This is a genomic window from Nocardia sp. JW2, from assembly GCF_051843015.1.
Classification (GTDB): Bacteria; Actinomycetota; Actinomycetes; order Mycobacteriales; family Mycobacteriaceae; genus Nocardia; species Nocardia coubleae.
Map to the genome: position 1 here is coordinate 1 of NZ_JBPXLK010000025.1, position 26,601 is coordinate 26,601.

Below are 26,601 nucleotides of genomic sequence, written 5' to 3' on the forward strand. Positions count from 1 at the left end.
GGCGCGAGTCTCGAGCGCTGTTCGCGCGGCCCTCCAGGGGCCGCGCTCGAGCGCGCCAGCGCTCCAAAAACACAGCCAGTACCTCTGTGGGCGCAATACCAAAAGGTCCTGGCCCGACAGCGCCGATCAGTTCCGGCGCCGATGCCCACCCGAACGACGCGCACGCCGCGCGAACCAGCGCCCGTCGACCCGGTCCAACGCGATGGCCTGACTGAACGCCTTGCTCAGATTGTCGGCCGTGAGCACGTCCTCGAGCAGCCCCTGACCGACCACCTCACCCTCCTTGAGCAGCAGCGCATGAGTGAACCCCGGCGGGATCTCCTCGACGTGGTGCGTCACCAGGACCATGGCAGGCGCATCCGGGTCGGCGGCCAGGTCGCCGAGGCGTTCGACGAGTTCCTCACGTCCACCGAGGTCCAGACCCGCGGCCGGTTCGTCGAGCAGGAGCAGTTCCGGATCGGTCATCAGGGCACGGGCGATGAGCACCCGCTTGCGTTCACCCTCGGAGAGGGTGCCGTAGGTGCGGTCGGAAAGGTGTTCGGCGCCAAGGGTTTCCAGCATGTCGACGGCGCGTTCGGTGTCGATGTCGTCGTAGCGTTCGCGCCAGCGGCCGAGCACCGCGTACCCGGCCGACACCACCAGGTCGCTGACCTTCTCGTCGACGGGGATGCGGCTGGCCACCGCCGCCGAGGACAGGCCGATGCGTGGGCGTAATTCGGTGACGTCGACGCGACCGAGGGTCTCGCCCAACAGGTTCGCCGTCCCGGCGGTCGGATGGACCTCGGCGGCAGCCATTCTCAGCAGTGAGGTCTTACCGGCACCGTTGGGGCCGAGGACCACCCAGCGTTCGTCGAGTTCGACCTGCCAGGTGACCGGGCCGACGAGCGTTCGGCCCGAGCGGCGGATGGTGACGTCGGAGAAGTCGATGAGCAGATCTGGATCGGGTTGCGACACGCGCTCCATCTTGGCCCACGGGAGCCCTCAGCGGAACGACCGGCCCGGGTGGGATTCGTCGGTTCGGTGCCGCGCCGCTTCGCGCGACGCGCCGAGGTCGCTGCGTAGCATCCGGGCGGCGAGGAACGACACCGGCACCGCGAGTGCGACCCAGACGATCAGGATCACGGCGATTGTCGTCATCATGGCGGAACCTCCGTGTGTCTCTCGCTGCGGACGGGTATCCGATAGGTCTTACCCACACAATGCTGCCGGTACACCCGAACATCGCGACGACGCGCGCGAACCGCAACGGCAGCCGTCCGATTCGCTCGCGCGTGTCGGCCGTCTCACGGCACGGCGATCACCGTCATCGAGCCCGGGGCCACCTCGGTGAAGCCCGCGTCGCGCACGGCGACAGCACGTCCCGCCGATACCAGCGCGACGAGTTCGGACCATTGCCGCGGGTCGACATCGCGCACGGCGCAACGGAATTCGCGTTCGGCCCAGGCGGCGGCCGCTTCGACCGGCATGGCGCCCGCCAGCAGCATGCTCGCGTGCCCCACCTGCGCGGCCGCCTTGCCCACCGACATCCGCAGCGCGCTGTTCACCCACAGCACGGGCAGGTCGGGGTCGGGTGGGCCCGGTTCGTCGTGTTCGAGGTCGGTTCCGCCGATCTGGAGTTTGCGGATGCGTGGGTCGATCGCGCCGACCGGGCCGGGGACGAATGCCCGCGCCTGCGCACCGTCGATGTCGACGGTCACGCCGTCGACATCGTTGGCCGCCACCCATTGCGCACCGCGCGCCCGGCGGGCCACCTTCCTGATCCGCGAGCGTTTCCACGCCAGGTACCGCGCCTCCCATTCGCCGCCCGGCCCGGAACGCGGGTCGAGACACACCGCGACCGCGGCGGCGGCAGCGGCGGTCAGTAGCGCACTGCGCGCGGGTGGTTCGGCCTTGGGGATGTGCAGCACCATCTGCATCGCCTGCACCATGGCCGGGTCGTCGGGGTCGCCGGTGCCGCCGTAACCCTGCGCCAATTCCGCATGCCGCACAGCGAATTCGGCCGCTTCGTCGCGGACCTCCACCTCGGTATCCCCACCGCCCAGTTCCGCGCTACCCACACCACACCCGATTCGATCGACACCACACGTGCGAACCAGCGTAGCGAGCCGTGCGCGCTAGGAGACCTCGACCGTCACCAGGAAGGTGCTCTCCGGCCGGACCGGCGGCTCCTCGAGCTGCCCGTAGGTGAACTCGACCGTCGTCGTCCCCTTGGCGACCGCGCGCAACGGCCACACCGTCGTCCGGCCCTCGGCCACGGGTTCCTCGGCGACCAGGATGCCCTCGTCGAGATTCACCGGCTCCCATTCCTGGTCCGAGTCGGCGGCCTGGGGCAGCCGGACCCGCAGTTCCTGACCCACATCGAGGGTCACCGTTCGACCGGCGGCCGACTGGTCGACGGTGACCGCCGGTTTCGCGACCGCCGGAGCGGTGCTCGGCAGGGTGAGCGTCGTCGATCCGATGCTGTCTGGGATCGGTTCGTCGTCGCCGCAGCCGGTGAGCAGACCGGCCACGGCGAGCGGGACGAGCAGGAATTTGCGCACGGACTCTCCCAACGCCGAAGTTCTTTCTGCGCTGGGATTACCCGCCGTGCCCGGAACTAACGGCCGAGCAGCGGAACTCGGCGGACCCCGCCGTCGCGGGCGTCGGCCGCCTCCACCTCGTCACGTGTCACACCGAGGATGAACAGCACCGCGTCCAGGTACGGGTGCGACAGCGCCGTATCGGCCACCTCGCGCAGCGCGGGCTTGGCGTTGAACGCCACACCGAGCCCGGCCGCGTTGAGCATGTCGATGTCGTTGGCGCCGTCGCCCACGGCGACGGTCTGCTCCATCGGCACGCCCGCGTCGGCGGCGAACTTGCGCAGCGCGGTCGCCTTGAACGCGCGGTCGACGATCTCGCCGGTGACCCGCCCGGTGAGTTTGCCGTCGATGATCTCGAGGGTGTTGGCCTGTACGAAGTCGAGTTCCAGCTCGTGCGCGAGCGGCTCGATGACCTGCCGGAACCCGCCGGAGACCACGCCACACCGGAACCCGAGCCTGCGCAGCGTGCGGATGGTGGTGCGCGCGCCCGGGGTGAGTTCGATGCGGTCGGCGACCTCCTCGATCACCGATTCGTCGAGCCCCTCGAGGGTGGCCACGCGCTGACGCAGCGATTCGGCGAAGTCGAGTTCACCGCGCATGGCGGCCTCGGTGACCTCGCGAACCTGCTCCTCGACGCCCGCGTGCGCGGCGAGCATCTCGATGACCTCACCCTGGATGAGGGTGGAGTCCACGTCGAACACGATGAGCCGCTTGGCGCGCCGCGCCAGGCCCGCGCGTTCCACGGCGATGTCGACCTGTTCGGCGACGGCCACATCGGCCAGCGCGGTGCGCAGTCGCGCATCGGTGTCGGCGCCGGAGTCGGCCGCCGACACCATGAGCTCCATGCCGGTCACCGGGTAGTCGGCGATGCCGCGGATGGTGTCGATGTTGGCGCCGAGCCCGGCGAGCAGCCGCGAGATCGCGCTGAAGGCGTGCGCGGTGACCGGCGAGCCGAGCACGACGACGGCGTGGGTCGACATCGGCGGCTTGCCGATCTGCGCGTCGACCGACACGTCGACCTGCATGCCGACGGTGTTCATCGCCTCTTCGAGCTCGTCCTGCAGCGCCTCGGGGTCGTTCGGGCACGAGACCAGCACGCCGAGGGTGAGTCGGCCCCGGATGACCACCTGCTCCACGTCCAGCAGGCTCACCTGATGCCGCGACAGCGCCGCCAGCAGCACCGAGGTGACGCCGGGTCGGTCGGGGCCGGTGACGGTCACGAGAACTGTGGTGTCGGCCAAGTCGATCTGCTCCGTTCGTTTACCCACAAAAAGAGTGTGCACCCGCTGGTCACCCAGCAGGTGCACACCCTGGTCGTTCGGTGGTTCCTTGCTACTTCGTCAGCACGGGTTCGTCGGCGTGGGCGTTGTGCTTGCCCGAGCCCCAACCCACGTGCGCCTCGCGCTTCATGCGCTCGATCATGTGCGGGTAGTGCAGCTCGAACGCCGGACGCTCCGAGCGGATGCGCGGCAGCTCGTAGAAGTTGTGGCGCGGCGGCGGGCAGGTGGTTGCCCACTCGAGCGAGTTGCCGTAACCCCACGGGTCGTCCACGGTGACGACCTCACCGTAGCGGTAGCTCTTGAAGGTGTTCCACACGAACGGCAGCATCGAGGCGCCGAGGATGAACGCGCCGATGGTGGAGATGGTGTTCAGCGTGGTGAAGCCGTCGCTGGGCAGGTAGTCGGCGTAGCGACGCGGCATGCCCTCGGCGCCCAGCCAGTGCTGCACCAGGAAGGTGGTGTGGAAGCCGATGAAGGTGGCCCAGAAGTGCCACTTGGCCAGACGCTCGTCCATCATGCGGCCGGTCATCTTCGGGAACCAGAAGTAGATACCGGCGAAGGTGGCGAACACGATGGTGCCGAAGAGCACGTAGTGGAAGTGCGCGACGACGAAGTACGAGTCGGTGACGTGGAAGTCCAGCGGCGGCGAGGCGAGGATGACGCCCGACAGACCACCGAAGAGGAAGGTCACCAGGAAGCCGATCGACCACAGCATCGGTGATTCGAACGTCAGCTGACCGCGCCACATGGTGCCGATCCAGTTGAAGAACTTCACACCGGTCGGGACCGCGATGAGGAAGGTCATGAACGAGAAGTACGGCAGCAGCACGGCGCCGGTGGCGTACATGTGGTGCGCCCACACGGCGATGGACAGCGCGGCGATACCGAGGGTCGCGTAGACCAGCGTGGTGTAACCGAAGATCGGCTTACGGCTGAACACCGGGAAGATCTCGGACACGATGCCGAAGAACGGCAGCGCGATGATGTACACCTCGGGGTGGCCGAAGAACCAGAACAGGTGCTGGTAGAGCAGGATGCCGCCGGTGGCCGGGTCGTAGATGTGGCCGCCCAGGTGGCGGTCGTAGGCCAGGCCGAACAGGGCCGCGGTGAGCAGCGGGAACGCCAGCAGCACGAGCACCGAGGTGACCGCGATGTTCCAGGTGAAGATCGGCATGCGGAACATGGTCATGCCGGGCGCGCGCAGGCAGACCACGGTGGTGAGCATGTTGACGCCACCGAGGATGGTGCCCAGACCGGAGACGGCCAGGCCGAGGATCCACAGGTCGGTGCCGACACCGGGCGAGTGCAGGATGTCGGTGAGCGGCACGTACGCCGTCCAGCCGAAGTCCGCGGCGCCACCGGGGGTCACGAAGCCCGCGGTCGCCATGGTCGCGCCGAACAGGTACAGCCAGTAGCTGAACGCGTTCAGGCGCGGGAAGGCGACGTCGGGGGCGCCGATCTGCAGCGGCAGGATGATGTTGGCGAAGCCGAACACGATCGCGGTCGCGTAGAACAGCAGCATGATCGTGCCGTGCATGGTGAACAGCTGGTTGAACTGCTCCGGCGACAGGAACTGCAGACCCGGACGGGCGAGCTCGCCACGCATGAGCAGCGCCATGAGGCCGCCGATCATGAAGTAGCTGATCGCCGTCACCAGGTACATGGTGCCGAGCACCTTGGGGTCGGTGGTGGTGACCGCCTTGTAGAGGAACGAGCCCTTCGGCCCGGTCCGAGCCGGATACGGTCGAGTCGCTTCCAACTGAGGGACTGGCCTGGGCTCTACCGCAGTCACTGATCCTCCTGAAGATGCCTGTACGTCACTCGCAGAGCCGACCGCGCCTCGTACAAGGGCAGCAGACATGCGTTGAAGTGATCGTAAACCGTGCGGCCGCAGCATTCCGCGCGGGTCCTACTCTGTGTCGTATTCAGCGCGCCGTAGGCGCCGCTCGCCATCTTCCTCCGCAGGTCGCGCGGGTGCAACGGTTGGCGGGGACAACCTTTCGGGTTCCGGCGCGTCTCGTGCGCGGCCGATCCGGTTCACCCACCTTGGGGTGGTATTCGAGCCCCCTCGGAGTGCGCACCCCACCGCTGGGGTCGCTGTCGGCGAGGCCCCTGGGCGACGAGATTGGAGGTGTACCGAAAACACCGCTGACAAGCCCTCGAGGGGAACACGATGAGCACCTTGGTCACCGCACCCGCCGACAACGTCATCCAGCTGCCGCGCCGCTCGAGCACACCGATCGCCGACGGCCGACTCGCCGACGCCGACCTGGACCGCTGGGCGAACCGCCTGGCCCGGCTCCTGCTCGGCCGTGGTGCGGGCGCGGGCGACCGGATCGCCCTCGCGGTCGATCCACGGGTGGAGGCCGTCGTCGCCGAGGCCGCGGTGCGCAAGATCGGCGCCGTCCCGGTGAGTGCCGAGGAGCAGTCGGACACGGGTTTCGGGATCACCACCAGGTCTCGGCGCGGCGAACTCTCCGACACCGTCGACTGGCTGGTGCTCGACGATCGGTCGACCCTGCGGCGTTATCTGGTGAGCTCGGACGCCCCGCTGTCCGGCATCGATCTGCGCGCGGTCTCCTGAACCCATTCCGGTCTGGTCCCCACAGGTTCAGAATGGAACCCAGAGCGCAGTACCAAGCGGTCGGGGACACCGGGCTCCACATATGAAAACGCAGGTCAGCTCATGATCCAGCCTTCTTCGCGAGCGTCCGACACCGCGCCCGAAGATCCTTTCCCCCTGTCCGCCGCCCAGCGCGGCATCTGGTTCGCCCAGCACATCGCGGGCGACACCCCCATCTCCATCGCCCAGTACGTCGAACTCAGCGGCGCCATCGACCACGCATTGCTGACCGCGGCCGTGCGGCAAACCGGTCGCGAGTTCGGCACCGGTTTCGTTCGCCTGGTCGACATCGACGGACAACCCCATCAACTCGTCGATCCGACCCTGGACGCCGACATCGCCGAACTGGATCTGCGCGGCGAGCCCGACCCGGAAGCGGCCGCGCACGCCTGGATGCGCGCCGAGTACTCCGCGCCGCTGGATATGACGCGTGACCGTCTGGTCCGCCTGGCGATGCTGCGGATCGCCGAGGATCGCTGGTTCTGGTACTCGCGGATGCATCACATCGTGCTCGACGGAATGGGTGCCCTGGCGCTGGTCCAGCGCACCGGCGAGCTGTACAACGCCGCCTTCGACGGCCGTGAGCCCCCGCCGGCCAAGGCCGAGCCGTTGCAGCGGATCGTCGAGGCCGACCTGGCCTACCGGAGCTCGGACCGTTTCGCGGCCGACCGTGAGTACTGGCGCACCCATCTGGCCGACCTGCCGGACCCGGTCACCCTCGCCGGTCGTGCCGCCGAGGTCGACAGTCATCCCACCCGGGTCGCGGGCGCGCTGCCCGCCGAGACGAGCGCCCTACTGGATTCGGTCGCCGCGGCGATCAATTCGGGCGTCGCGCCGACGGTGGTGGCCGCCTTCGGCGCCTATCTCGCGGCGATGACCGGTGCGCCCGAAGTCGTGCTGAGCCTGCCGGTGTCCGCGCGGACCTCCGCGACGCTGCGCCGCTCGGGCGGCATGCTGGCCAATGTCGTCCCGCTGCGGGTCGCTCTCGACCCGACCACCACGGTGGGCGCGGCGATCCTCGCCGTGCAGAGCGAGCTCACCGGGGCGCTTCGACGGCAGCGGTACCGCCAGGAGGACATCATCCGCGATCTCGGCTGGTCGATGGACGAGGCGGTGTCGTTCGGTCCGGCGGTGAACCTGATGATGGTGGACACCAAGATCGCGCTCGGCCCGGTCGTCGGTCGCCTGCATGTGCTCACCTCCGGGCTGATCGACGACCTGTTCGTCAACCTGTATCCGGGGATGGGTGGCGAGAGCACCCATATCGATCTCCAGGGCAACGGCAATCTCTACAGTCCCGCGGAGCTGGCCGCGCATCACGACCGTTTCCTGCGTTTCCTGCATCGTTTCCTCGCCGCGGGCCCCGAGGCGCCGCTGTCGTCGCTCCACGTGCTCGCCGATGCCGAGCGGGCCGTTTCGGTGCCCGCGCGCGGTGCTGCCGGGGCCGAGCAGCGCACCCTGCCCGAGATCCTCGCCGCGGGCGCCGCGATCGATCCCGACTCGGTGGCCCTGCGCTGGGGCGTGGACGACACGATGACCTACCGCGAGGTCGACGACTACACGAATCGGCTGGCCCGTGTGCTCGTCGCGATCGGTGCCGGACCGGAACACGGTGTGGCGCTGTCGATTCCACGATCTGCCGAATCGGTGCTCGCCACGATCGCGGTCGCCAAGTCCGGCGCTCCCTTCGTCCCGATCGATCCGACCTACCCGGACGACCGGATCGAGCACATGCTCGACGACAGCGCGGTGGTGACCGGCCTGACGGTGACCCAGGCACGAAAGTCGTTGCCCGACAAGATCGACTGGCTCTGCCTCGACGACGAAGCCACCACCGGCCGCGTCGCCGCACAGCGGGCCACCCCGATCACCGACGCCGACCGGACCGCCTCGATCCACCCCGATCAGGTCGCTTACGTCATCTACACCTCGGGCTCGACCGGATTGCCCAAGGGCGTGCTCGTCTCGCATCGCGGGCTGGCGAATCTCGCCGCCGGCTCGGGCGCGGGCTTCGGTGTCGACGCGGGTTCGGTTGTCGCGCACGCTGTTTCCCCGAGCTTCGACATCTCGGTGGAGGAGATCCTGGTGACACTGGCGGCCGGGGCCACCCTCGCTGTGGTGCCGCCGTCGGCCTACGCGGGCGAGGACATGGCGCAAGTCTTGCGCGCGCACCGCGTGACCCATCTGAACGTGACCCCGGCGGTCGTCGGCTCCCTCGACCCGGCGACGCTGCCCGACCTGGGCACCATCGTGGTCGGCGGCGACGCCTGCCCGCCCGAGCTGGTGTCGAAGTGGGCCGGGCGCAGGCTGCTCAACGGGTACGGCCCGACCGAGACGACGGTCACCGCCACGCTGAGCGAACCGCTGACTCCGGGCGGCCCGGTCACCATCGGTGGTCTCGCCCGTGGGGTGAACGGGCTGGTGCTCGATCCGTGGCTGCGGCCGGTCGCACCGGGCACCGTGGGTGAGCTGTACCTGTCGGGCCCCGGAGTGGCGCGCGGTTACCACCGGCGCAGCGGTCTGACCGCGAGCCGCTTCGTCGCCGATCCGTATGCGCCGGGAGCGCGCATGTACCGCACGGGCGATCTGGTGCGCTGGACCGCCGACGACGGCCGGTTCAGGCTGGAATACCAGGGTCGCAGTGACTTCCAGGTGAAGGTGCGTGGGTACCGGATCGAACTCGGTGAGATCGACGCAGCGCTGCAACGGCTGCCCGCCGTCGACTTCGCCATCACCCTCGGTGTCGAGACACCGTCCGGCGCGACCGCTCTGGCCTCCTACATCACCGTGGAACCGGGTGCCGATGTCCATCCCGAGGCGGTGAAAGCCGCTGTCGGCGAGACTCTTCCGGCGTATATGGTGCCCGCATCGGTGATCGTGCTCGACCGGGTTCCGCTCACTCCACTCGGCAAGGTGGACCGCAAGGCCCTGCCCGCACCGGATTTCGGCGCCCGCGTCGTCGCGAGCAGAGCGCCGTCCACACCGCGTGAGGAAGTCCTCGCCGCCCTGTTCGCCGAGGTGCTCGGGGTGGACACGGTCGGGGTGGACGACAGCTTCTTCGCCCTCGGTGGTGACAGCATCGTGTCCATTCAGCTGGTCTCGCGCGCTAAGGCGGCGGGGATCGCGTTCAGCGCCCGTGACGTGTTCGAACGCAAGACCGTGGCCGCGCTGGCCGCGATCGCGGGCGACACCGAGGCCACCGTGGTGCACGAGCTGCCCGGCGGCGGTGTCGGCGCGGTGGAGCTCACACCCATCGTGCACGCCATGATCGAGCACGGTGAGCCGTGGGGTCGCTACGGTCAGGCCGTTTTGATCGGTCTGCCCGACGGCACCCGCCGCGAGACGCTCGTCGCGGCACTCGGGGTGCTGCTCGACCATCACGATCTGCTGCGCAGCTCGCTGCGCGGTGGGGAATGGGTTGTCGCCGGAGCTGGTTCGGTCGATGCCGACAGTCTCGTCGAGGTGGTGCGGTCGGATTCCGACGATGTTGTGGACCGCGCGTTGCAGGACGCGGCGGACCTGCTCGATCCGGCCGCCGGCGTCGTGGTGCGCTGCGTGCTGATCGAACGCGCGGAGGCCGCTCCGCTGTGCTGGCTCGTGCTGCACCACCTGGTCACCGACGGTGTGTCCTGGCGAATCCTGCTGCCCGACTTGGCGATCGCCGCGTCCGGTGGCACGCCCGCTCCGGTCGGGACCTCGTTCCGGCGGTGGGCGCACGGTCAGGCGGAACAGGCGGCGCTGCGTGCCGGTGAGCTGCCCGTCTGGCAGCGGATCGCGGCCACCCCCGACCCGGCGTTCGGCCGCGACACCTTCGATCCGGCCCGTGATGTGGTCGCCACCATGGCACAGCTGCGATCGACCGTCCCCACCGAGGTCGCGCACGCGGTGCTCACCACCGTTCCCGAGCGATTCCATTGCGGCGCGGACGATGTGCTGCTCGCCGCGCTCACCATGGCGGTGTGCCGCTGGCGCGCGCGCACGGGCACCCTGCTGACCCTGGAAGGGCACGGCCGCAGCGAATCCCTGCTGCCCGGTGCCGATATCGGCCGCACCGTCGGCTGGTTCACCACCGTCTATCCCGTCGCGATCGACCTCGCGGGCATCGACCTGGACGACGCGTTCGCGGGCGGCGGCTCGGCGGGCTCGGCCGTCAAGGCGACCAAGGAGCAGTTGCGCGCCGTCCCCGACCGGGGCGTCGGCTACGGACTGCTGCGGTACCTGAACAGCGAGACGGCACCGGCCCTGGCGGACGCGCCGATGCCCCAGCTCAGCTTCAACTATCTGGGCCGGGCGGTCACCGGCGAGGGCCCGTGGCTGCCGCGCCGCTTCGCCGCGACCAACGACGACCGCGCGCCCCTGGCCGCCGTCGTGGATGTCAACGCCGTGCTCACCGACGCGGGGTTGGAGGTCACCTGGGCATACGCGGGCAGGCTGCTCGACGAGGCCGACGTGCGGGAACTGAGCGAACTGTGGTCACAGGCGCTCGACGCGCTGGTCGACCATGCGCGCACCGATGGAGCAGGCGGGCGCACACCGTCGGACTTCGCGCTCGTCGCGGTCGATCAGTCCCAGATCGACAGCTGGGAGGCGACCTATCCGAATCTCGCCGATGTGTGGCCGCTGTCGCCGCTGCAGTACGGGTTGCTGTTCCACGCGCTCTACGACTCCGACACCGCCGACGGTTACACCGTCCAGTCCTTGCTCACTCTGGCCGGCACCGTCGACAGCGCCCGCCTGCGCCGCGCGGCCCAAGCCCTGGTCGACCGGCACGAGAACCTGCGGGCGGCGTTCGTCGAAACCGCCGACGGACCACGTCAGCTCGTTCTCGCCGATGCCGAGATCCAGTGGAACGAGATCGATCTCACCGACATCGCCGAGGAGCAGCGGGCGCGTGAGTGCGACCGGGTGGTCGAACTGGACGCGCTCACCCGCTTCGACCTCACCCGCCCTCCACTGCTGCGGTTCACCCTGATCACGACGGCGCCCGACACCTACCGCCTCGTGATGACCAACCACCACCTGGTGCTCGACGGCTGGTCGACGCCCCTGCTGGTCCGGGAACTGCTCGCCCTTTACGTCACCGCCGGCGACACGTCACCGCTGCCGCCGCCGCGGTCCTACCGCGGATTCCTGTCCTGGCTCGCGGAGCGCGACGCCCAGGAATCGCTCGACGCGTGGACGCGGTCGCTGGCCGGGATCGACACCCCGACCCGCGCGGTCCCCACCCTGGCCGGGATCGAGTCGACCGAAACCGCGATGATCTCGCGCGACCTGCCACGAACCACCGTCGCCGCCCTCGAATCCGCCGCCCGCGCCGCCGGTGCCACGGTGAACACCCTCGTGCAGGCGGGTTGGGCGCTGGTGCTGGCCATGCTCACCGGTCGCACCGATGTGGTGTTCGGCAGCACCGTGTCCGGTCGGCCGCCGGAGCTGCCCGGCGTCGAGGAGATGGTCGGGCTGTTCATCAACACGCTTCCGGTGCGGGTGACGCTCGACCCCGGTGAGCGGGTCGCCGATCTCCTGGCGCGGGTGCAGGCCGAGCAGGCGCGCCTGATGGACCATCAGCACGTCGGGCTGGCGGAGATCCATCGCGCTGTCGGCCTTGCCGAATTGTTCGACACACTCACGGTTTTCGAGTCCTATCCGATCGACCGGGCGGCATTGTCGCAGGCCCTCGACATCGCCGGGATGCGTGTACTCGATGTGGAGGGCACCGACGCCACGCCGTACCCGCTGAACCTCATGGTGATTCCGCTGCGCGGCGAGGACGACGCGGGCGACACCTTGCGTATCACCGTCAAGTTCATGGCCGATCAGCTCGAATTCACTGCGGCACAGTCTCTTCTGGATCGGTTCATTCGGCTCCTGGGTGCGCTCGCCGAGAATCCGGATATCCCGGTGGCCCGCCTGCAACATTGCGATGACGACGAAAGAGCTCTGCTGGCACCGGTATACGGTGCCCCCGCGCTGCCGATGCGCACCCTGCCCGAGGTACTGACGGCGGGCGCCCGCATCGACCCCGCCGCGATCGCGGTCAGTTCGGGCGACCTGCGGATGACCTACGGCGAACTCGACGCCTGGTCGAACCGGTTCGCGCGGGTCCTGCTCGGCCGGGGCATCGGGCCCGAGGTGTTCGTCGTGCTCGCCCTGACCCGATCCCTGGAATCGGTGGTGGCGGTGTGGGCGCTGGCCAAGACGGGCGCGGCGTTCGTCCCGCTGGACCCCAGCTACCCGGTGGAGCGGATCGAGCACATGCTCGCCGATTCCGAGGCACCCATCGGTGTCACCGTCACCGAGACCGGCGAGACCCTGCCGGGATCCATCGACTGGCTGCTGCTCGACGACCTGAACACCTTGCGCCGGGCCATGCTGGTGTCGGACGCGCCGATCACCGATGCCGAACGCGGCGGACCCCTCGACATCGACCACACCGCCTACCTGATCTACACCTCCGGATCGACCGGCAAACCCAAGGCAGTCCTGCTCAGCCATCGCGGCCTCGCCAATCTCGTCGCCGCCCAGCGCGAAACGCTCGCTCTCGACCCGTCGGCGAGCGCGTTGCAGGTGGCCTCCCCCAGCTTCGACGCGTCGGTCTTCGAAATGCTCACCGCGCACGCGGCGGGTGGACGGCTCGTGGTGTCCCCGCCGGAGGTGTACGGCGGCAGCGAACTGGAGACGTTGCTGCGCACCGAACGCGTCACCCACGCGGTGATCACCCCGTCGGCTCTGGCCACGATGGAACCCACCGATCTCACCGACCTGCGGGTTCTCGCGGTGGCGGGCGAAGCGGCCACCCCCGAGCTCATCGAGAAGTGGGCCGCGGGCAGGCGCATGGTGAACCTGTACGGGCCGACCGAGTTCAGTATCTGGGCGACCGGTCCCGCCGAACTCGTGGCCGGTGCGCCGGTCACCATCGGTGGGCCGATTCGCGGTGCGGCGGTGGTGGTGCTCGACAGCTGGTTGCGGCCGGTCCCGGTCGGTATCGCCGGTGAGCTGTACCTGTCGGGCCCCGCGCTGGCCCGCGGTTACTTCAACCGCTTCGAGATGACCGCCGGTCGCTTCGTCGCCGATCCGTTCGGCGCACCCGGTGAGCGCATGTACCGGACCGGCGACATGGTGCGCTGGGTGACCGCCACGGACGGCCGGCTCACCCTGGAGTACTTGGGCCGCAGCGACTTCCAGGTGAAGATCCGCGGTCTGCGCATCGAGCTCGGCGAGATCGACGCGGTGCTCTCGCGCGACGAGGAGGTCGACTACGCGGTCACCATCGGGCGCGAAGGACCGGCGGGCGCGACCGTGCTCGTGTCCTATGTGCTGCCGGTCCCGCACGTCGAACTCGACACCGAGCGGTTGCGGGCGCGCGTCGCGGCGGAACTGCCCGGTTACATGGTGCCCGCGTATGTTGTCGTGCTCGACGACATCCCGCTCACACCGGTCGGCAAGCTGGACCGCAAAGCCCTTCCGGTACCGGACTTCTCGGCGGCCGGGCAGGCGTATCTCGCGCCGCGCACGCCCGTCGAACAGGCTGTCGCCGAAGTTTTCGCCGAGGTGCTCGGCAGCGAGCGGGTGAGCGTCGATCAGTCGTTCTTCGAGCTCGGCGGCAATTCGCTGAGCGCGACCAAGGTGGTGGCGCGAGTCAATGCGGCGCTCGGTTCGACCATCGCGCTGCGCGATCTGTTCGACGCGCCGACGGTGGCGCAGCTGTCGGCGCGGGTGGTTCCCGCCGCCGAGGGCAGCCCAGGACGTCCCGCGCTCGCGCCACGGGTGCGCCCGGATCGCCTTCCGCTGTCCCCGGCCCAGCAGCGCATGTGGGTGCTCAACCAGCTCGATCCGGCCTCGTCGGCCTACAACATCGCGATCGCGCTCCGCCTCACCGGCGCCCTGGACGTCGCGGCCATGCGCGCGGCCCTCATCGACGTGATCGACCGTCAGGAAAGCCTGCGCACCCGCTACCCCGCCGACGCCGAGGGCCCACGTCAGGTCGTCGTCGGTATCGACACCGCCACGCCGGTGATGCCGCTGATCGAGACCGAAGACGGTGCCGCACTGCGTGATCGGATCAACGAGCTGGCCGGTACCGGGTTCGACCTCACCCGTGAGGGACCCCTGCGCGTCGGACTGTTCGCGGTTCGTCCCGCCGCCGTGAACCGAGATCGGGACACCGAGCCGGTCGACAGGGCGTTGTCGGACTCGTCTCCGGCCATGCCACAGCGCCCTTCTGCGCACCCGCAGCGTGCTGGAGCCGAGCGTCCGCCCGCGTCTGTCCGGCCCGCGGGCAACGAAACCGCTGATGGTGTGACCGACCATGTCCTGGTTCTCGTGGTGCACCACATCAGCGCCGACGGTGCGTCGATGGCACCCTTGGCCGCCGATCTGGTCGCCGCGTATTCGGCGCGGGTCGCGGGTGCGGCACCGTCACGGCCGCCACTCGCGGTGCAGTACGCGGACTTCGCGCTCTGGCATCGCGAGCTGCTCGGCTCCACCACGGAACCGGAATCGCTTGCTGCCCAGCAGATCCGGTATTGGCGCGAAACGCTCGCCGGTGCGCCGGATGCGCTGGAACTCCCCTCGGACCGGCCACGACCGGCCGTGCAGACGATGCGCAGCGACGACGTGGACTTCGGTATCGACGAGCAGACACACCGCGCGCTGATCGACTTCGCCGCCGCCCACAATGTGAGCGTCTTCATGGTGGTGCACGCGGCGCTGGCGGTCCTGCTGGCCCGGCTCGGCGGCACCGACGACGTGGTCATCGGCACCCCGATCGCCGGCCGGGGCGACGCGGCCCTCGACGACCTGGTCGGGATGTTCGTGAACACCCTCGCGCTGCGCACACCGGTCGACCCCGGCACCGATTTCCGGCAGCTGCTCGCCACCGTCCGCGCCACCGATCTCGACGCGTTCGCTCATGCCGACGTACCGTTCGAACAGCTCGTCCAAGCCCTCGATCCCACCCGGTCCACCGCGCATCACCCGCTGTTCCAGGTGTCGCTGTCGCTGCAGAACTTCGTGGAGCCGGTCCTCGAGCTGCCCGGCCTGCGCTTCGAGGTCGAGGATTTCGACCGGCGCTCCTCGGCCTTCGACCTCACCCTCGACCTGCGCGAACGCTTCACCGACGCCGGTGCGGCGGGCATCGACGGCGTCCTCACCTACGCGACGGACCTGTTCGACCCCGCCACCGTCACCTCGTTCGCCGCCCGCTGGAAGCAGGTAGTCACCACAGTCCTCACCGCCCCCGACACCCGCCTGTCCGACATCGACATCCTCGACGAATCCGAACGCGCCGAACTGGTTCCGGTGCTCGGTCCCGCCACCGCCGGAACGACCACCCTTGCCCAGCTGCTCACCACCACGGCGACCACCTACCCCGACCGTGCCGCCTTGGTCGCCGGCACCGGCGGCACGACGACCTACCGCACTCTCGATGCCCGCTCGAACCAGCTGGCCCGGCTGCTCATCGCGGCGGGCGCGCGCACGGAAACCGTTGTCGCCCTCGGCCTTCCGCGCTGCCCCGAACTGCATCTCGGCATCTGGGCCTCGGCGAAGGCGGGCGCGGCGTTCCTGCCGGTCGATCCGAAACATCCGGTGGATCGCATCGAGCACATGCTCACCGATTCCGGTGCGCGGATCGGGATCACGACCGCCGAGTACCGGCCGGCACTGTCGGACGCCACCCGCTGGCTGATCCTCGACGACCCGGGCTTCGCCGCGCACCTGGACAACGCCGACGACAGCGCGCTCGACGACCTCCCGGCGCCGATCAGGGTCGAGAACCCGGCCTGGATGATCTACACCTCCGGGTCGACCGGCACCCCGAAGGGCGTCACCGTCACCCACCGTGGCCTGGCCGATCTGGTCGCCGCCCAGCGCGCCGATCTGCGTTTGGACGAGCAGGCCCGCGTCTTGCAGGTCGCCTCACCGAGTTTCGACGCCTCGATCTTCGAGGCACTGATGGCCTTCGGCTGCGGCGCCGCCTCCGTCATCGCCCCGCCGGACGTGTTCGGCGGCGCACCCCTGGCCGAACTCATCGCGGCCGAGGGTGTGACCCACATGGTGATCACCCCTTCGGCACTGTCCACCATCGACCCCGCCGGAGTGTCGAGTGTGCGGGTCCTCGCGGTGGCAGGCGAAGCGGTCGGTCCCGACCTGGTCGCGCGGTGGTGCGGTGGCACCGACGGGCGGACGATGGTCAACCTGTACGGCCCGACCGAATACACCATCTGGGCAACGGGTTCCGGCCCGCTGTCGGCGACGGAGCCGGTCACCATCGGCGCTCCGGTGCGTGGTGCGGCGGCGCTCGTCCTCGACGACCGGTTGAGCCCGGTGCCGGTCGGTGTCGCGGGTGAGCTCTACCTCGCGGGCACCGCACTGGCGCGCGGCTACCACGCCCGGCCGGGGCTGACGGCGGCCAGGTTCGTGGCCGACCCGTTCGGCGCGCCCGGTGACCTGCTCTATCGCACCGGCGACCTGGTGCGCTGGACTCGTGGCGCGTCCGGGCTCGCCCTGGAGTACCTGGGCCGCACCGACTTCCAGGTGAAAGTGCGTGGTCAGCGCATCGAACTCGGCGAGATCGATGCGGTGCTCAGCGGTATCGACGGGGTGGAAGTCGCTGTGACACTGGGTGTTCCCGGTCCCACCGGAGCCACCGCGCTCGCCGCTTACCTGGTGCGCGTGCCCGGCACCGAGCTGGACGTCGACCGCGTCCGTGCCCTCGCGGCCGACACCCTGCCCGCGTACATGGTGCCCGCCGCCTTCGTCGTCCTGGACGAGATCCCGGTCAACGCAGTCGGCAAACTCGATCGAAAGGCGCTGCCCGCACCGGTTTTCGTCACCGACGAGGCACCCTATCGAGCACCGGAGACACCGACCGAGAAGGTGCTGGCCGAGGTGTACGCCGAACTGCTCGGCCGCGATCAGGTAGGTGTCGACGATTCCTTCTTCGCGCTCGGCGGCGACAGCATCCTCGCGATCCAGCTGGTGACCCAGGCCAAGCTGCGCGGTGTGCACTGCACGCCCCTGCAGGTGTTCGAACACCGCACCGTTGCCGCGCTCGGCGCCGCGATCGATGCCGCCGACACCGTCGAAGCGCTCGCCGAGCTGCCCGGCGGCGGCACCGGCGACCTCCCGCTGACCCCGATCGTGCGGTACATGGTCGAACGCGGCGGGAACTTCGACCGGTTCGCCCAGACGGCGGTCCTCGAACTGCCCGTCGGCATCGACCGGGCCGCGCTCGTCGCCACGCTCACGGCCGTCATCGACCGGCACGACATGCTCCGATCGCGGCTGTGGGCGAGCGCGGACGGCTGGCGGCTGCGGGTCGCCGAACCGGGGTCGGTGAACGTCGACGCACTGGTGCACCGCACCGCGTTCGACTCCGCCGCCGACCCGGTCGACCTGCGGGAATTCGCGCAGACCGAACTCGACACCGCGATGAACCGGCTGCGTCCCGCCGATGGTGTCGTGCTGCAATTCGTGTGGCTCGACCCCGTCGGCGACGCCGGGTCGCACACCCGGCCCGGTCGACTGATCGTGGTGGCCCATCATCTCGCGATCGACAGCGTGTCGTGGCGAATCCTGGTGCAGGACTTGATCGCCGCCTGGGCGCAGGTCGACGCGGGCACCATGCCGGTGCTCCCCGAGATCGGCACCTCGATGCGGCGCTGGTCGCACGCCCTCACCGAGCAGGCGAACTCCGAACGGCGCGAATCCGAACTCGACTACTGGCAACAGGTGGTGAACGGTCCCGACCCGCTGCTCGGCACACGACACCTCGATCCGGCGATCGATCAGGCACGCACCGTGCGCCGTTTCGGCATCGAGGTCGACGAGGACACCACAGCGGCCCTGCTCACCACCCTGCCCCGGCTGTTCCAGGGGACGGTCACCGACGCACTGCTGGCCACCCTCGCACTGGCCCTGGTGCGGTGGCGCAGGCGCCGCGGCGTCACCGAACGTTCGGCGCTGCTGCGGCTGGAAGGCCACGGCAGGCAGGAGGAGATCGTGCCGGGCGCCGACCTGTCGCGAACCATCGGCTGGTTCACCACCCTGTACCCGGTCCGGCTCGACCTCGCCGGCGTCGACGTCGACGAGGCGTTCGCGGGCGGTCCCGCGATGGGTGCGGCGATCCGTGCGGTGAAGCACGACCTGCTGTCGGTGCCGGACAAAGGCATCGGCTTCGGGATGCTGCGCTACCTGAATCCTACGGCCGCGCAACAACTCCCGGCCCGGCTTCCCGGCCAGATCTGCCTGAACTACCTGGGCAGGCACACCTCCGTGGAAACCCCCGCGGGTCTCGAAGGACTCGGGTGGCTACCCACCGACGCGCTCGGCGACCTGGACGCACCCGAACACCAGGACGTGCCGATCATGTCGGCCGTCGACATCAACGCGATGGTCACGGGCGAACGCCTGCACGCCGAATTCGGCTACGCCGCAGAACTACTGGCCGAGGCAGACGTCACCGAGCTCGCCGACCTGTGGGCCGAGGCACTGCGCGCGGCCGCGCGCTTCACCGAAACACCCGCCGCCCGAACCGCTTCGGCCGACGAAGCCGCCGCGATGACCGCCCGCACCGCACCCACCAAGGCAGGACCGGCGGGCCTCGGCCTCGACGTCCTGCTGCCGATCCGACCCGGCGGCGACCGCCCCGCCCTGTTCTGCGTCCACTCCTCCTCCGGAATGTCGTGGAGCTACCTGGGATTGGCCGAGCAACTACGCCCGGGACGACCGATCTACGGGCTGCAAGCGCCCGATCTCAGCGGCCGGGAACCATCGGCTCGGTCCATCGAGGAATTCGCCCACCGCTACGTGCGCGAGATCCGCGCCGTCCAGCCGACCGGTCCGTATCACCTGCTCGGCTGGTCCTTCGGCGGCCTGATCGCCCACGCCATGGCGGTCGAATTGGCTACCGCGGGTGAGCGAGTCGGGGTGGTCGCGCTCCTGGACACCGACACCGCCGACATCGACGGTGACACCATCGAACGCCTCTCGCCCGGTGCGTTCATCAACACCTTCGGGGCGATCTTCGGCATCGACGACGTGCCCGCCACCTCGACGGCCGAGGAGGCGGCCGACCTCATCACCGCCCGGCTCGGCGGCGTCGAACTCATCGATGCCGCGACCATCGAGCGGATGGCGGGCTCCTACAACGCCTCCGCGGGGACCAGGACCGGCTACCGGCGCCCCGTCTACCAGGGCGATGTCCTGTACTTCAGCGCCACCGTCGACCCCGCCGAATGGATGGGACCCGACGGCTGGCGGCCCTACGTGACCGGCGACATCGTCAACCACGACGTCGACGTGTCCCACGACGACCTGACCAACCCCTACGCACTGTCGGTCATCGCGCCGGTGCTCGACGACCACATGGAAGCAGGAGACCGGATATGAGTGTCGAACACACTGCCGTACAGAGCCCTCCGCGCACCGGCACCGGTGGCGTCGTCGTCGAGGGGATCGAGAAATCCTTCGGGGAGGTGCGCGCTCTGCGCGGCATCGACTTCGAGGCCGCGCCCGGGCAGGTGCTCGGCATCCTCGGCCCCAACGGCGCGGGCAAGACGACCATGGTGAACATCCTGTCCACCCTCGTCATGCCCGACCGCGGCCGGGCGACGGTCGCAGGCCACGATGTCGTCGCCGACCCGGCCGCGGTGCGTAAACGGATCATGCTCACCGGTCAGTACGCCGCGCTCGACGACATGCTCAGCGGCTACGAGAACCTGGTGATGTTCGGCAGGCTGATGGGTCTGCGCAAACCGGCCGCCCGTGCCCGGGCCACCGAGCTCATCGGCGAATTCGACCTCGACCAGGCCGCCGACCGACGCGTCGGCACCTACTCGGGCGGCATGCGGCGCCGCATCGACATCGCCTGCGGCCTGGTGGTGCGGCCCGACGTGGTGTTCCTCGACGAGCCGACCACCGGTCTCGACCCGCGCAGCAGGCAGGGCGTCTGGGATCTGGTGCGCAGCTTCAAGAGCGCGGGCATCACCACCCTGCTCACCACCCAGTACCTGGAGGAGGCCGACGCCCTCAGCGACCGGATCATCGTGATCGACCACGGTGTGGTGATCGCCTCGGGCACCGCCGACGAGCTCAAGCACCGCACCGGCGGCAGCTACTGCGAGATCGTGCCACTGGATCTGCAGGAGTTGCCCGCGATCGTGGCGGCGCTCGGCACCTTGCTCCCCGCCGAGCATTTGGCGGCCCTCACCCCGGAGTCGGACCGCATCACCATCCCCTCCCCCGACGGCGCGAAAACGCTCGCCGAAGCCCTGCGGCGGCTCGACAACGCCGGACTCGAACTCGTCGACATCGCCCTGCGACGGCCCTCGCTCGACGACGTCTTCCTCCAGCTCACCGGTCACCTCGCCTCGACCGAATCCACCCCGCGGGTGATCTCATGACCGCCACCACCTGGCAGACGCACTGGCGCGCCGCCCCGAACACGCTGCAACAGTGGTGGGTACTGACCACCCGGCTGATCGTGCCGTCGGTCAAATCCGGTGAGGTACTCGCCTCGCTGCTGGCACCCGCGGCGTTCACCGCGAGCTTCTACATTCCGTTGAAGACGGTGATGTCGTTCTCCGGCAACGGTTTCAGCAGTTACGCCCAGTACATGATGCCGCTGGTCATCTTGCAGGCGGCGGCGTTCACGGCCATCTCGGCCGCCTTCCGATCGGCCACCGATTCCGTCGCCGGGATCGACCGGCGATTCGCCTCGATGCCACTGCGACCCCTGGTCCCGGTGGCGGCACGCATGTCGGGCAATCTGTTCCGGCTGCTGCTGTCGCTGGCGGCGGCGATCGCGGCAGGCTATGTGATCGGGTTCCGGTTCCGGCTCGACGCCGCGCACACCCTCGGGTTCCTGGCCTTCTCGCTGCTCATCGGCATCGCGTTCACCCTGGGCGCCGATGTGATCGGCACGCTGTCCAAAAGCCCGGAGACCACCTCGCAGGCGCTGATGCTGCCGCCGTTGATCTTCGGCATGCTCTCGACGGGCCTGGCACCGGCGGACCAGTTCCCCACCTGGGTCCAGTGGTTCGTGCGCAACCAGCCCGTCTCGCAGTTCGCGACCGGATTGCGCGCGCTCGCCGGTGACACCAAGGCCGACACCGGTGCGGTGAGCTGGTCGCTGATGGGGCCATCGCTGCTGTGGCTGGCCGCGATCCTGCTGATCTGCACCCCGGCGGCGATCCGGCTGAGTTCGAGGAGGGCGTGATGACATCGCAGTCGGAAACCTCACCGGTAGCACTGGTCCGGCAGACCACGATCCAGACCCAGCGGCTGCTGCTGCGCTGGGCCCGCAATCCGATCACCGTGCTCGAGGCGTTGTTCATCCCGTGCCTGCTGCTCGTGATGCTCGACATCGTGGTCGGCGGCCAGATCGAGCGGTTCACCGGGGAGAACGCGCTGTCCAGCTCGGTCCCGATGGTCGCGATCGTCGGCGCCCTGTCCGGTGCTGTGGCGAGCGGGGTACTGCTCGGCCGCGAACGCGACGCCGGGCTGCTCGCCCGATTCTGGGTGCTGCCCGTGCACCGGGCCTCCGGCCTGGCCTCCCGCATCCTCGCCGAGGGATGCCGCATCCTGCTCGGCACCGTCACCGTGGTGATCGTCGGGCTGCTGCTCGGCTTCCGATTCCAGCAGGGGCCGCTGGCGGCGCTCGTCTTCCTGCTGGTCCCGGTGATTTTCGGGCTGGCCTTCGCCACCATCGTCACCGCCGTGGCCGTCTACACGGCGAAGTCCTCGCTGGTGGAGGGGATCACCATCCTCACCTCGCTGATGATGTTCTTCAGCACCGGGTTCGTTCCGCTGGTCGCGTTCCCCACCTGGATCCAGCCGCTCGTGCGCAATCAGCCGATGTCGGTCGCCGTCGATGCCATGCGCGGCCTCGCCGACCACGGGCCGGTCGCCCGTCCCCTGTTGCTCACCCTCGCCTGGTCGGTCGGCGCGATCCTGTTGTTCGCCGTGCCCGCCGCCATCGGTTTCCGACGGGCCAGCCGCCGCTGAGCCGGGCCCGCCGGCGCAGCCGGTCACGTCGGCGGGCCGCAGGCGCGTTCGATCTTCCTTCGCAGGTCGCGCGGGTGCGACGGGTTGGCTGCGATGACTTTTCCCGCCCCGGCGCGTCTTGATTGCAGACGGTGTCCGCGCCTGCGACCGTCTGCGTAGGTCCCTTCAGCCGAGGAGTCAGCATGCAGTTCACCCCGCAACCCGGCGATCCCACCTGGATCGACCTCTACACCTCCGATCTCGACCGCGCCATCGCCTTCTACGGCGAACTGTTCGGCTGGACCGCCGAACGCGGCGGGCCGGAGTTCGGTGGGTACACCACGTTCAGCAAGAACGGCGTCGCCGTCGCCGGTGCCATGAGCCGAATCGAGGACGAGGGCGATCCGTACCCCGACCGCTGGACCGTCTACCTGCACTCCGACGACGCGGCCGCCACCGAGCAGAAGGCCGCCGAAGCGGGTGGCACCGTGTTCGTGAAGGCGATGGAGGTCCCCGGTGTCGGCACGATGGCCGTGCTGGCCGATGTGGGCGGAGTGGGTGTCGGCGTGTGGCAGCCAGGGCCCTTCCCCGGTTTCGGCGAGATCGGCCGGGTCGCCGACGGAGTCTGGCAGGACGCCGCAGGCCTACCGTCCTGGTTCGAACTCATGACACGCTCCTACCCGCAGTCGCTCGACTTCTACCGCGCGGTGTTCGGCTGGAACGACACCTTCACCGTCGCCGACACCGAGGAGTTCCGCTACACCACCCTGCACGCCGAGTCCCCGATGCTGGGTGGGGTGATGGACGGCCAAGGCCATCTGCCCGAAGGAGTACCCGGCGCGTGGGTGGTGTACTTCGGCAGCGACGACACCGACAAGACCGCTGAGCTCGCCGTATCCCTCGGCGCAAAGCTGGCCTTCGAACCGATGACCACGCCCTACGGCCGGGTCGCCGGTCTCACCGATCCCACCGGCGCCCACTTCAGCATCGGCGGCACCGCCCGCTGACCGAGGCGGCGACGTTTCCCGCGTCGCCACCCCCGGCGCTAGTCTCGACGCGACGCCCGAGCGGGCGGTATCGACGAGTTCTTTTGTGGGGGAAGATGTCCGGGGACCAGACGACCGAACGCGCGCGTGTACTGCGGTCGATACCGATACTCGCCGGCCTGGTCGGTGCCGTACTCCTCGCCGGGGGTGTGGTGCTGGCGCTTTACAGCCAGTTCGTCGCGGAGCCGATTCCGGTGCCGTTCAACGGCGACTTCAGCGAGACCGCCGATTTCCCGTTCCGTCTGATCCGGGGAGCCCTGGTCGTCGCGGGCGCCGCGGCGCTGACCGGTGCCGTGGTGCTCGTTCTAGGGCGGCGCGGTGACGAGCGTGCCGCGAGTGTCGGTGCGGGAGGCGTACTGGCGATACTCTTCGTTCTCGGTGGAGGCCTGTGGTTCGCGGTGGCGGCGGACATCCCGTCGACATATCGGCGACTGACCTCGGACTTCGTCGTGACACCCCGGGCATCATCTGCCATCGCGTCGCTCGCCCTCGCCATCTCGGGCGCATTGCTGATCTTCGTGTTCGTGGTGAAGCCGACCGGCCCGGTGCCGCGTTGGTGGGCGCTGGCGGCGGCGCTCGTCGTCGGCGTCATCCCGGTGCTCGGCGCCGCGGGCGTCGCGGTCCGCTTCGGGGACGACAGCGTCGCCGGCGATCACGTCACCGCCGCGGCGGCACCGGAGGCTGCCGCGCCCGCGGTGCTCGGGTCCGAGAAGTTCCGGCTCCAGATCCCGGCCGATCCCGATCTGCGCCACCGAATCCTCGTCACCCGAAGCGGATTCGTCGTCGCGACGCCTGCGGGCCTCACGCAGTACGACGGTGCGACGGGAACCGAACGGTGGCACTACCGGCGCAGCGATATCAGCACCGACAGCGTGTGGCACGCGTACGACCAGACGATCTACCTGCGCGCCGAGGACGTCGTGCTGACCTACTGGGCGAACATCGGCTGGCTGGCATTCGACGCCGCCACCGGCGAACTGCTCTGGACCGGAGGGGATTTCGCTCGCGATTCTCGTTCCGTGGCCGAGGGACACTTGCTGGCCACAGCCTCCGACTCGCTCGGGCGGGTGACCCGCTACGACGCCAGGACCGGGCGTGAAATGTGGCGCGCCCCAGGTGAATCGGACGCCTGCACCGCCAGGCCGCCGCACGTCGCCACCACCACTACCGCGATCTACCGTGTGGTGATGTGTGACGAAGGAGGGGATGCGACGGTGGTCGTCACCGCGTTCGATCCAATGTCCGGAGAGGTTCGCGAGAAGCGCAGCTTCCCCACTCCAGGGGCTAAGCAAGATTTCGATATCGACGTCCGCGTTTTCGACAGCGGCGTCGTCTGGGTGAAGCGCTGGCGGGAGGAGGCGGACACCGAAATCTTCGTGCGACCGGACCAGCCGCTGACTTCGAGCGTCGTCGTGTCGACGCGCGATGACAGCGACGTGGACGTAGCGGACAGCACCGCAGCACTGGTCAGCTACGGCAACCCGGACCGGCAAGGACTGCGCGAGCTCTGGGAAGTGCAGTCGACAGCCGACGCCGCCAAGTCGACCGAACTCGAGATGTCCACACCCCAGGACCGGCGGGTGCTGCACGACAAGCGCTCGGCGCTGCTCACCGACCAGATCGTCATGCTGAACTGGGACGACGAATACAAGCTGCGGACCTGGGACCGGTCGACCGGCCGCGAGGGCCGAGCCGTACTCGTGGCCACCGGTCCATACGCGGACCCGTGGGTGGCCACCACCTACGGATCCGTGCTGGTGATCTCGACCGATCGCCAGAGTAACGACTCCGAGATCATCGGCTTCGGCTGATCGCGAAGTGCCACCGAGCCGCGCGATTCAACCGATTTACCAGCAGTGGGATAGGTCGTCGCGCAACTGCGGTCGACTGGTTCCGCACCGACGACCCTCGGCCCCCGGCAGGCCCGCCGACCCAACCCAGTACCCTCGTGCGCATGCCGGTGAGCGCCCGAGAACGCACCCGATTCCGTCGCACCGCCACGCAGGGTCGTCGTGACCGCTCGCGGGGCGCGCTCGTTGTCGCCGCGTTGCTGTGCGTCGCCGTGGTGAGCGCGGGTTGCGCGGACAAACACGACGACGCGAGCACGATCATCCGCACCACGACCAATATCGCCGGTGCCGGTGTGGTCGGCGCCGACCGCGATACGACCACTGCGTGCCCGACGCCGAGCGCACCCGACGCGGGTTCGGGTACCCGCTCGGTCACCCATTCGGCCGGGGTCACGGAGGTACCCGCCGACCCGCAGCGCATCGTCGTGCTCACCAGTTCCGCTCTCGACGCGGCGTGTGCGCTCGGTCTGTGGGAGCGGGTCGCGGGCGCGGTGACGCTCGACGGTGAGCGTCCGCAGCCGATGTACCTGGGGTACGGCGTGCTGAAGGTGCCGAGTGTGGGCCCGATCGGCGCGCCCGACCCGGCGCGGATCGCCGAGCTGAAGCCCGACCTCATCCTCGGCGACGTCCCCCCTGCCGCGGGCGGTTACGAGGCGTTGCGTGCGATCGCCCCGACCGTGCTGGTCGGCAGCGGCGGCAGCTGGCAGTCCGATTTCGTCGCCTATGCCGCCGGTATGGGCCGCACCGACGCCGCCGAAAGTGCCCTGCAGTCCTATCTCACCGAAGCCCAGGACGTCGGCACCGCGCTGCACGCGAACCAGTCCCAGGCCTCGGTGCTGCGTTTCACCGCCGACACGATCCAGGTGCAGGGTTCGGAAACCTTTGTCGCCCAGGTCCTTTCGGATGCCGGTGTGCAGCGTCCGCAGGCACAGCGCGGCACCTCGTTCGACATCACCCCCGACGACTTCTCGAACAAGGCCGAAGGCGACATCATCTACGTGATGTTCGACGGCCCCGACGGCGAGGCGCACGGCAAGAAGGTGCTGCGCTCGAAGGAATTCGAGAACCTGGGCGCCGCGACGGATCGCCGCGTGTTCGCGGTGGACGACAAGATCTGGCACACCACCGGCCTCACCGCGGCACGCGCCGTGCTGACGGATCTGCGCAACAGCCTCAACGGCTACGTCACCGACTGATCGGCGTACAGCAAACGTCCAGCGAGTTTCCAGGCCGGACGCA

At 69.3% G+C, this 26,601-nt stretch carries 14 protein-coding genes; 8 read left to right on the top strand and 6 right to left on the bottom strand.

All coding sequences use genetic code 11. The annotated features are described in order from the left end of the window. Positions 1 to 126: 126 nt before the first annotated feature. The 6 genes from ACSVDM_RS25870 to ctaD all read right to left on the bottom strand — a co-directional run bounded on the left by ACSVDM_RS25870 (position 127) and on the right by ctaD (position 5,651). Positions 127 to 963: an ABC transporter ATP-binding protein gene (locus ACSVDM_RS25870; protein ID WP_067493152.1), complete on the bottom strand. Its 837-nt coding sequence runs from the start codon at positions 961 to 963 to the stop codon at positions 127 to 129. 18 nt (positions 964 to 981) lie between these two features. Further along, positions 982 to 1,140 carry a hypothetical protein gene (locus tag ACSVDM_RS25875; protein WP_157104673.1) on the bottom strand — a complete coding sequence of 53 codons (159 nt, stop codon included), beginning with the start codon at positions 1,138 to 1,140 and terminating at the stop codon, positions 982 to 984. Between the two features lie 143 nt (positions 1,141 to 1,283). Then, a complete protein-coding gene (locus tag ACSVDM_RS25880) occupies positions 1,284 to 2,057 on the bottom strand; it encodes a peptidyl-tRNA hydrolase (protein WP_439268444.1) in 774 nt (257 codons plus the stop codon). A 57-nt stretch (positions 2,058 to 2,114) separates the two neighbouring features. After that, the gene (locus ACSVDM_RS25885; RefSeq protein WP_439268445.1) at positions 2,115 to 2,540 is read right to left on the bottom strand and encodes a protease inhibitor I42 family protein; all 426 of its coding nucleotides are present in this window, start codon (positions 2,538 to 2,540) and stop codon (positions 2,115 to 2,117) included. A gap of 56 nt (positions 2,541 to 2,596) precedes the next feature. Next, on the bottom strand, positions 2,597 to 3,826 hold the full coding sequence (serB, locus tag ACSVDM_RS25890) for a phosphoserine phosphatase SerB (protein ID WP_133733910.1): 1,230 nt from the start codon (positions 3,824 to 3,826) through the stop codon (positions 2,597 to 2,599). An 85-nt stretch (positions 3,827 to 3,911) separates the two neighbouring features. Next, complete coding sequence (gene ctaD, locus ACSVDM_RS25895; protein ID WP_067493148.1) at positions 3,912 to 5,651, bottom strand: aa3-type cytochrome oxidase subunit I; 1,740 nt, start codon at positions 5,649 to 5,651, stop codon at positions 3,912 to 3,914. Positions 5,652 to 6,032: 381 nt separating this feature from the next. Between ctaD and ACSVDM_RS25900 the strand changes: the two genes are divergently transcribed. From ACSVDM_RS25900 to ACSVDM_RS25935, 8 genes are all read left to right on the top strand, one after another. After that, positions 6,033 to 6,443: an AMP-binding protein gene (locus ACSVDM_RS25900; RefSeq protein WP_067493144.1), complete on the top strand. Its 411-nt coding sequence runs from the start codon at positions 6,033 to 6,035 to the stop codon at positions 6,441 to 6,443. Positions 6,444 to 6,545: 102 nt separating this feature from the next. After that, a complete protein-coding gene (locus ACSVDM_RS25905; protein WP_439268446.1) occupies positions 6,546 to 19,871 on the top strand; it encodes an amino acid adenylation domain-containing protein in 13,326 nt (4,441 codons plus the stop codon). Then, positions 19,868 to 20,884 (top strand): ATP-binding cassette domain-containing protein, encoded by a 1,017-nt coding sequence (locus ACSVDM_RS25910; RefSeq protein WP_439268447.1) that lies wholly within the window; start codon positions 19,868 to 19,870, stop codon positions 20,882 to 20,884. Before ACSVDM_RS25905 ends, ACSVDM_RS25910 begins: the two co-directional genes overlap by 4 nt. Further along, entirely contained in the window at positions 20,881 to 21,699 is an 819-nt protein-coding gene (locus ACSVDM_RS25915) for an ABC transporter permease (protein WP_357395593.1), read from the top strand. The genes ACSVDM_RS25910 and ACSVDM_RS25915 overlap by 4 nt, the downstream gene beginning before the upstream one ends. After that, on the top strand, positions 21,699 to 22,487 hold the full coding sequence (locus ACSVDM_RS25920) for an ABC transporter permease (protein WP_439268448.1): 789 nt from the start codon (positions 21,699 to 21,701) through the stop codon (positions 22,485 to 22,487). The genes ACSVDM_RS25915 and ACSVDM_RS25920 overlap by 1 nt, the downstream gene beginning before the upstream one ends. 182 nt (positions 22,488 to 22,669) lie before the next feature. Beyond that, positions 22,670 to 23,473 carry a VOC family protein gene (locus ACSVDM_RS25925; protein WP_439268449.1) on the top strand — a complete coding sequence of 268 codons (804 nt, stop codon included), beginning with the start codon at positions 22,670 to 22,672 and terminating at the stop codon, positions 23,471 to 23,473. Positions 23,474 to 23,568: 95 nt separating this feature from the next. Beyond that, positions 23,569 to 25,323: an outer membrane protein assembly factor BamB family protein gene (locus ACSVDM_RS25930; RefSeq protein WP_439268450.1), complete on the top strand. Its 1,755-nt coding sequence runs from the start codon at positions 23,569 to 23,571 to the stop codon at positions 25,321 to 25,323. A 143-nt stretch (positions 25,324 to 25,466) separates the two neighbouring features. After that, complete coding sequence (locus tag ACSVDM_RS25935) at positions 25,467 to 26,558, top strand: ABC transporter substrate-binding protein (RefSeq protein ID WP_439268451.1); 1,092 nt, start codon at positions 25,467 to 25,469, stop codon at positions 26,556 to 26,558. Positions 26,559 to 26,601: the final 43 nt, after the last annotated feature.

Bases quoted from the DNA above. Each gene is read 5' to 3' on its own strand.
- ACSVDM_RS25870 (WP_067493152.1), bottom strand. From the start codon at position 963: ATGGAGCGCGTGTCGCAACCCGATCCAGATCTGCTCATCGACTTCTCC.
- ACSVDM_RS25875 (WP_157104673.1), bottom strand. From the start codon at position 1,140: ATGATGACGACAATCGCCGTGATCCTGATCGTCTGGGTCGCACTCGCG.
- ACSVDM_RS25900 (WP_067493144.1), top strand. From the start codon at position 6,033: ATGAGCACCTTGGTCACCGCACCCGCCGACAACGTCATCCAGCTGCCG.
- ACSVDM_RS25905 (WP_439268446.1), top strand. From the start codon at position 6,546: ATGATCCAGCCTTCTTCGCGAGCGTCCGACACCGCGCCCGAAGATCCT.
- ACSVDM_RS25910 (WP_439268447.1), top strand. From the start codon at position 19,868: ATGAGTGTCGAACACACTGCCGTACAGAGCCCTCCGCGCACCGGCACC.
- ACSVDM_RS25915 (WP_357395593.1), top strand. From the start codon at position 20,881: ATGACCGCCACCACCTGGCAGACGCACTGGCGCGCCGCCCCGAACACG.
- ACSVDM_RS25920 (WP_439268448.1), top strand. From the start codon at position 21,699: ATGACATCGCAGTCGGAAACCTCACCGGTAGCACTGGTCCGGCAGACC.
- ACSVDM_RS25925 (WP_439268449.1), top strand. From the start codon at position 22,670: ATGCAGTTCACCCCGCAACCCGGCGATCCCACCTGGATCGACCTCTAC.
- ACSVDM_RS25930 (WP_439268450.1), top strand. From the start codon at position 23,569: ATGTCCGGGGACCAGACGACCGAACGCGCGCGTGTACTGCGGTCGATA.
- ACSVDM_RS25935 (WP_439268451.1), top strand. From the start codon at position 25,467: ATGCCGGTGAGCGCCCGAGAACGCACCCGATTCCGTCGCACCGCCACG.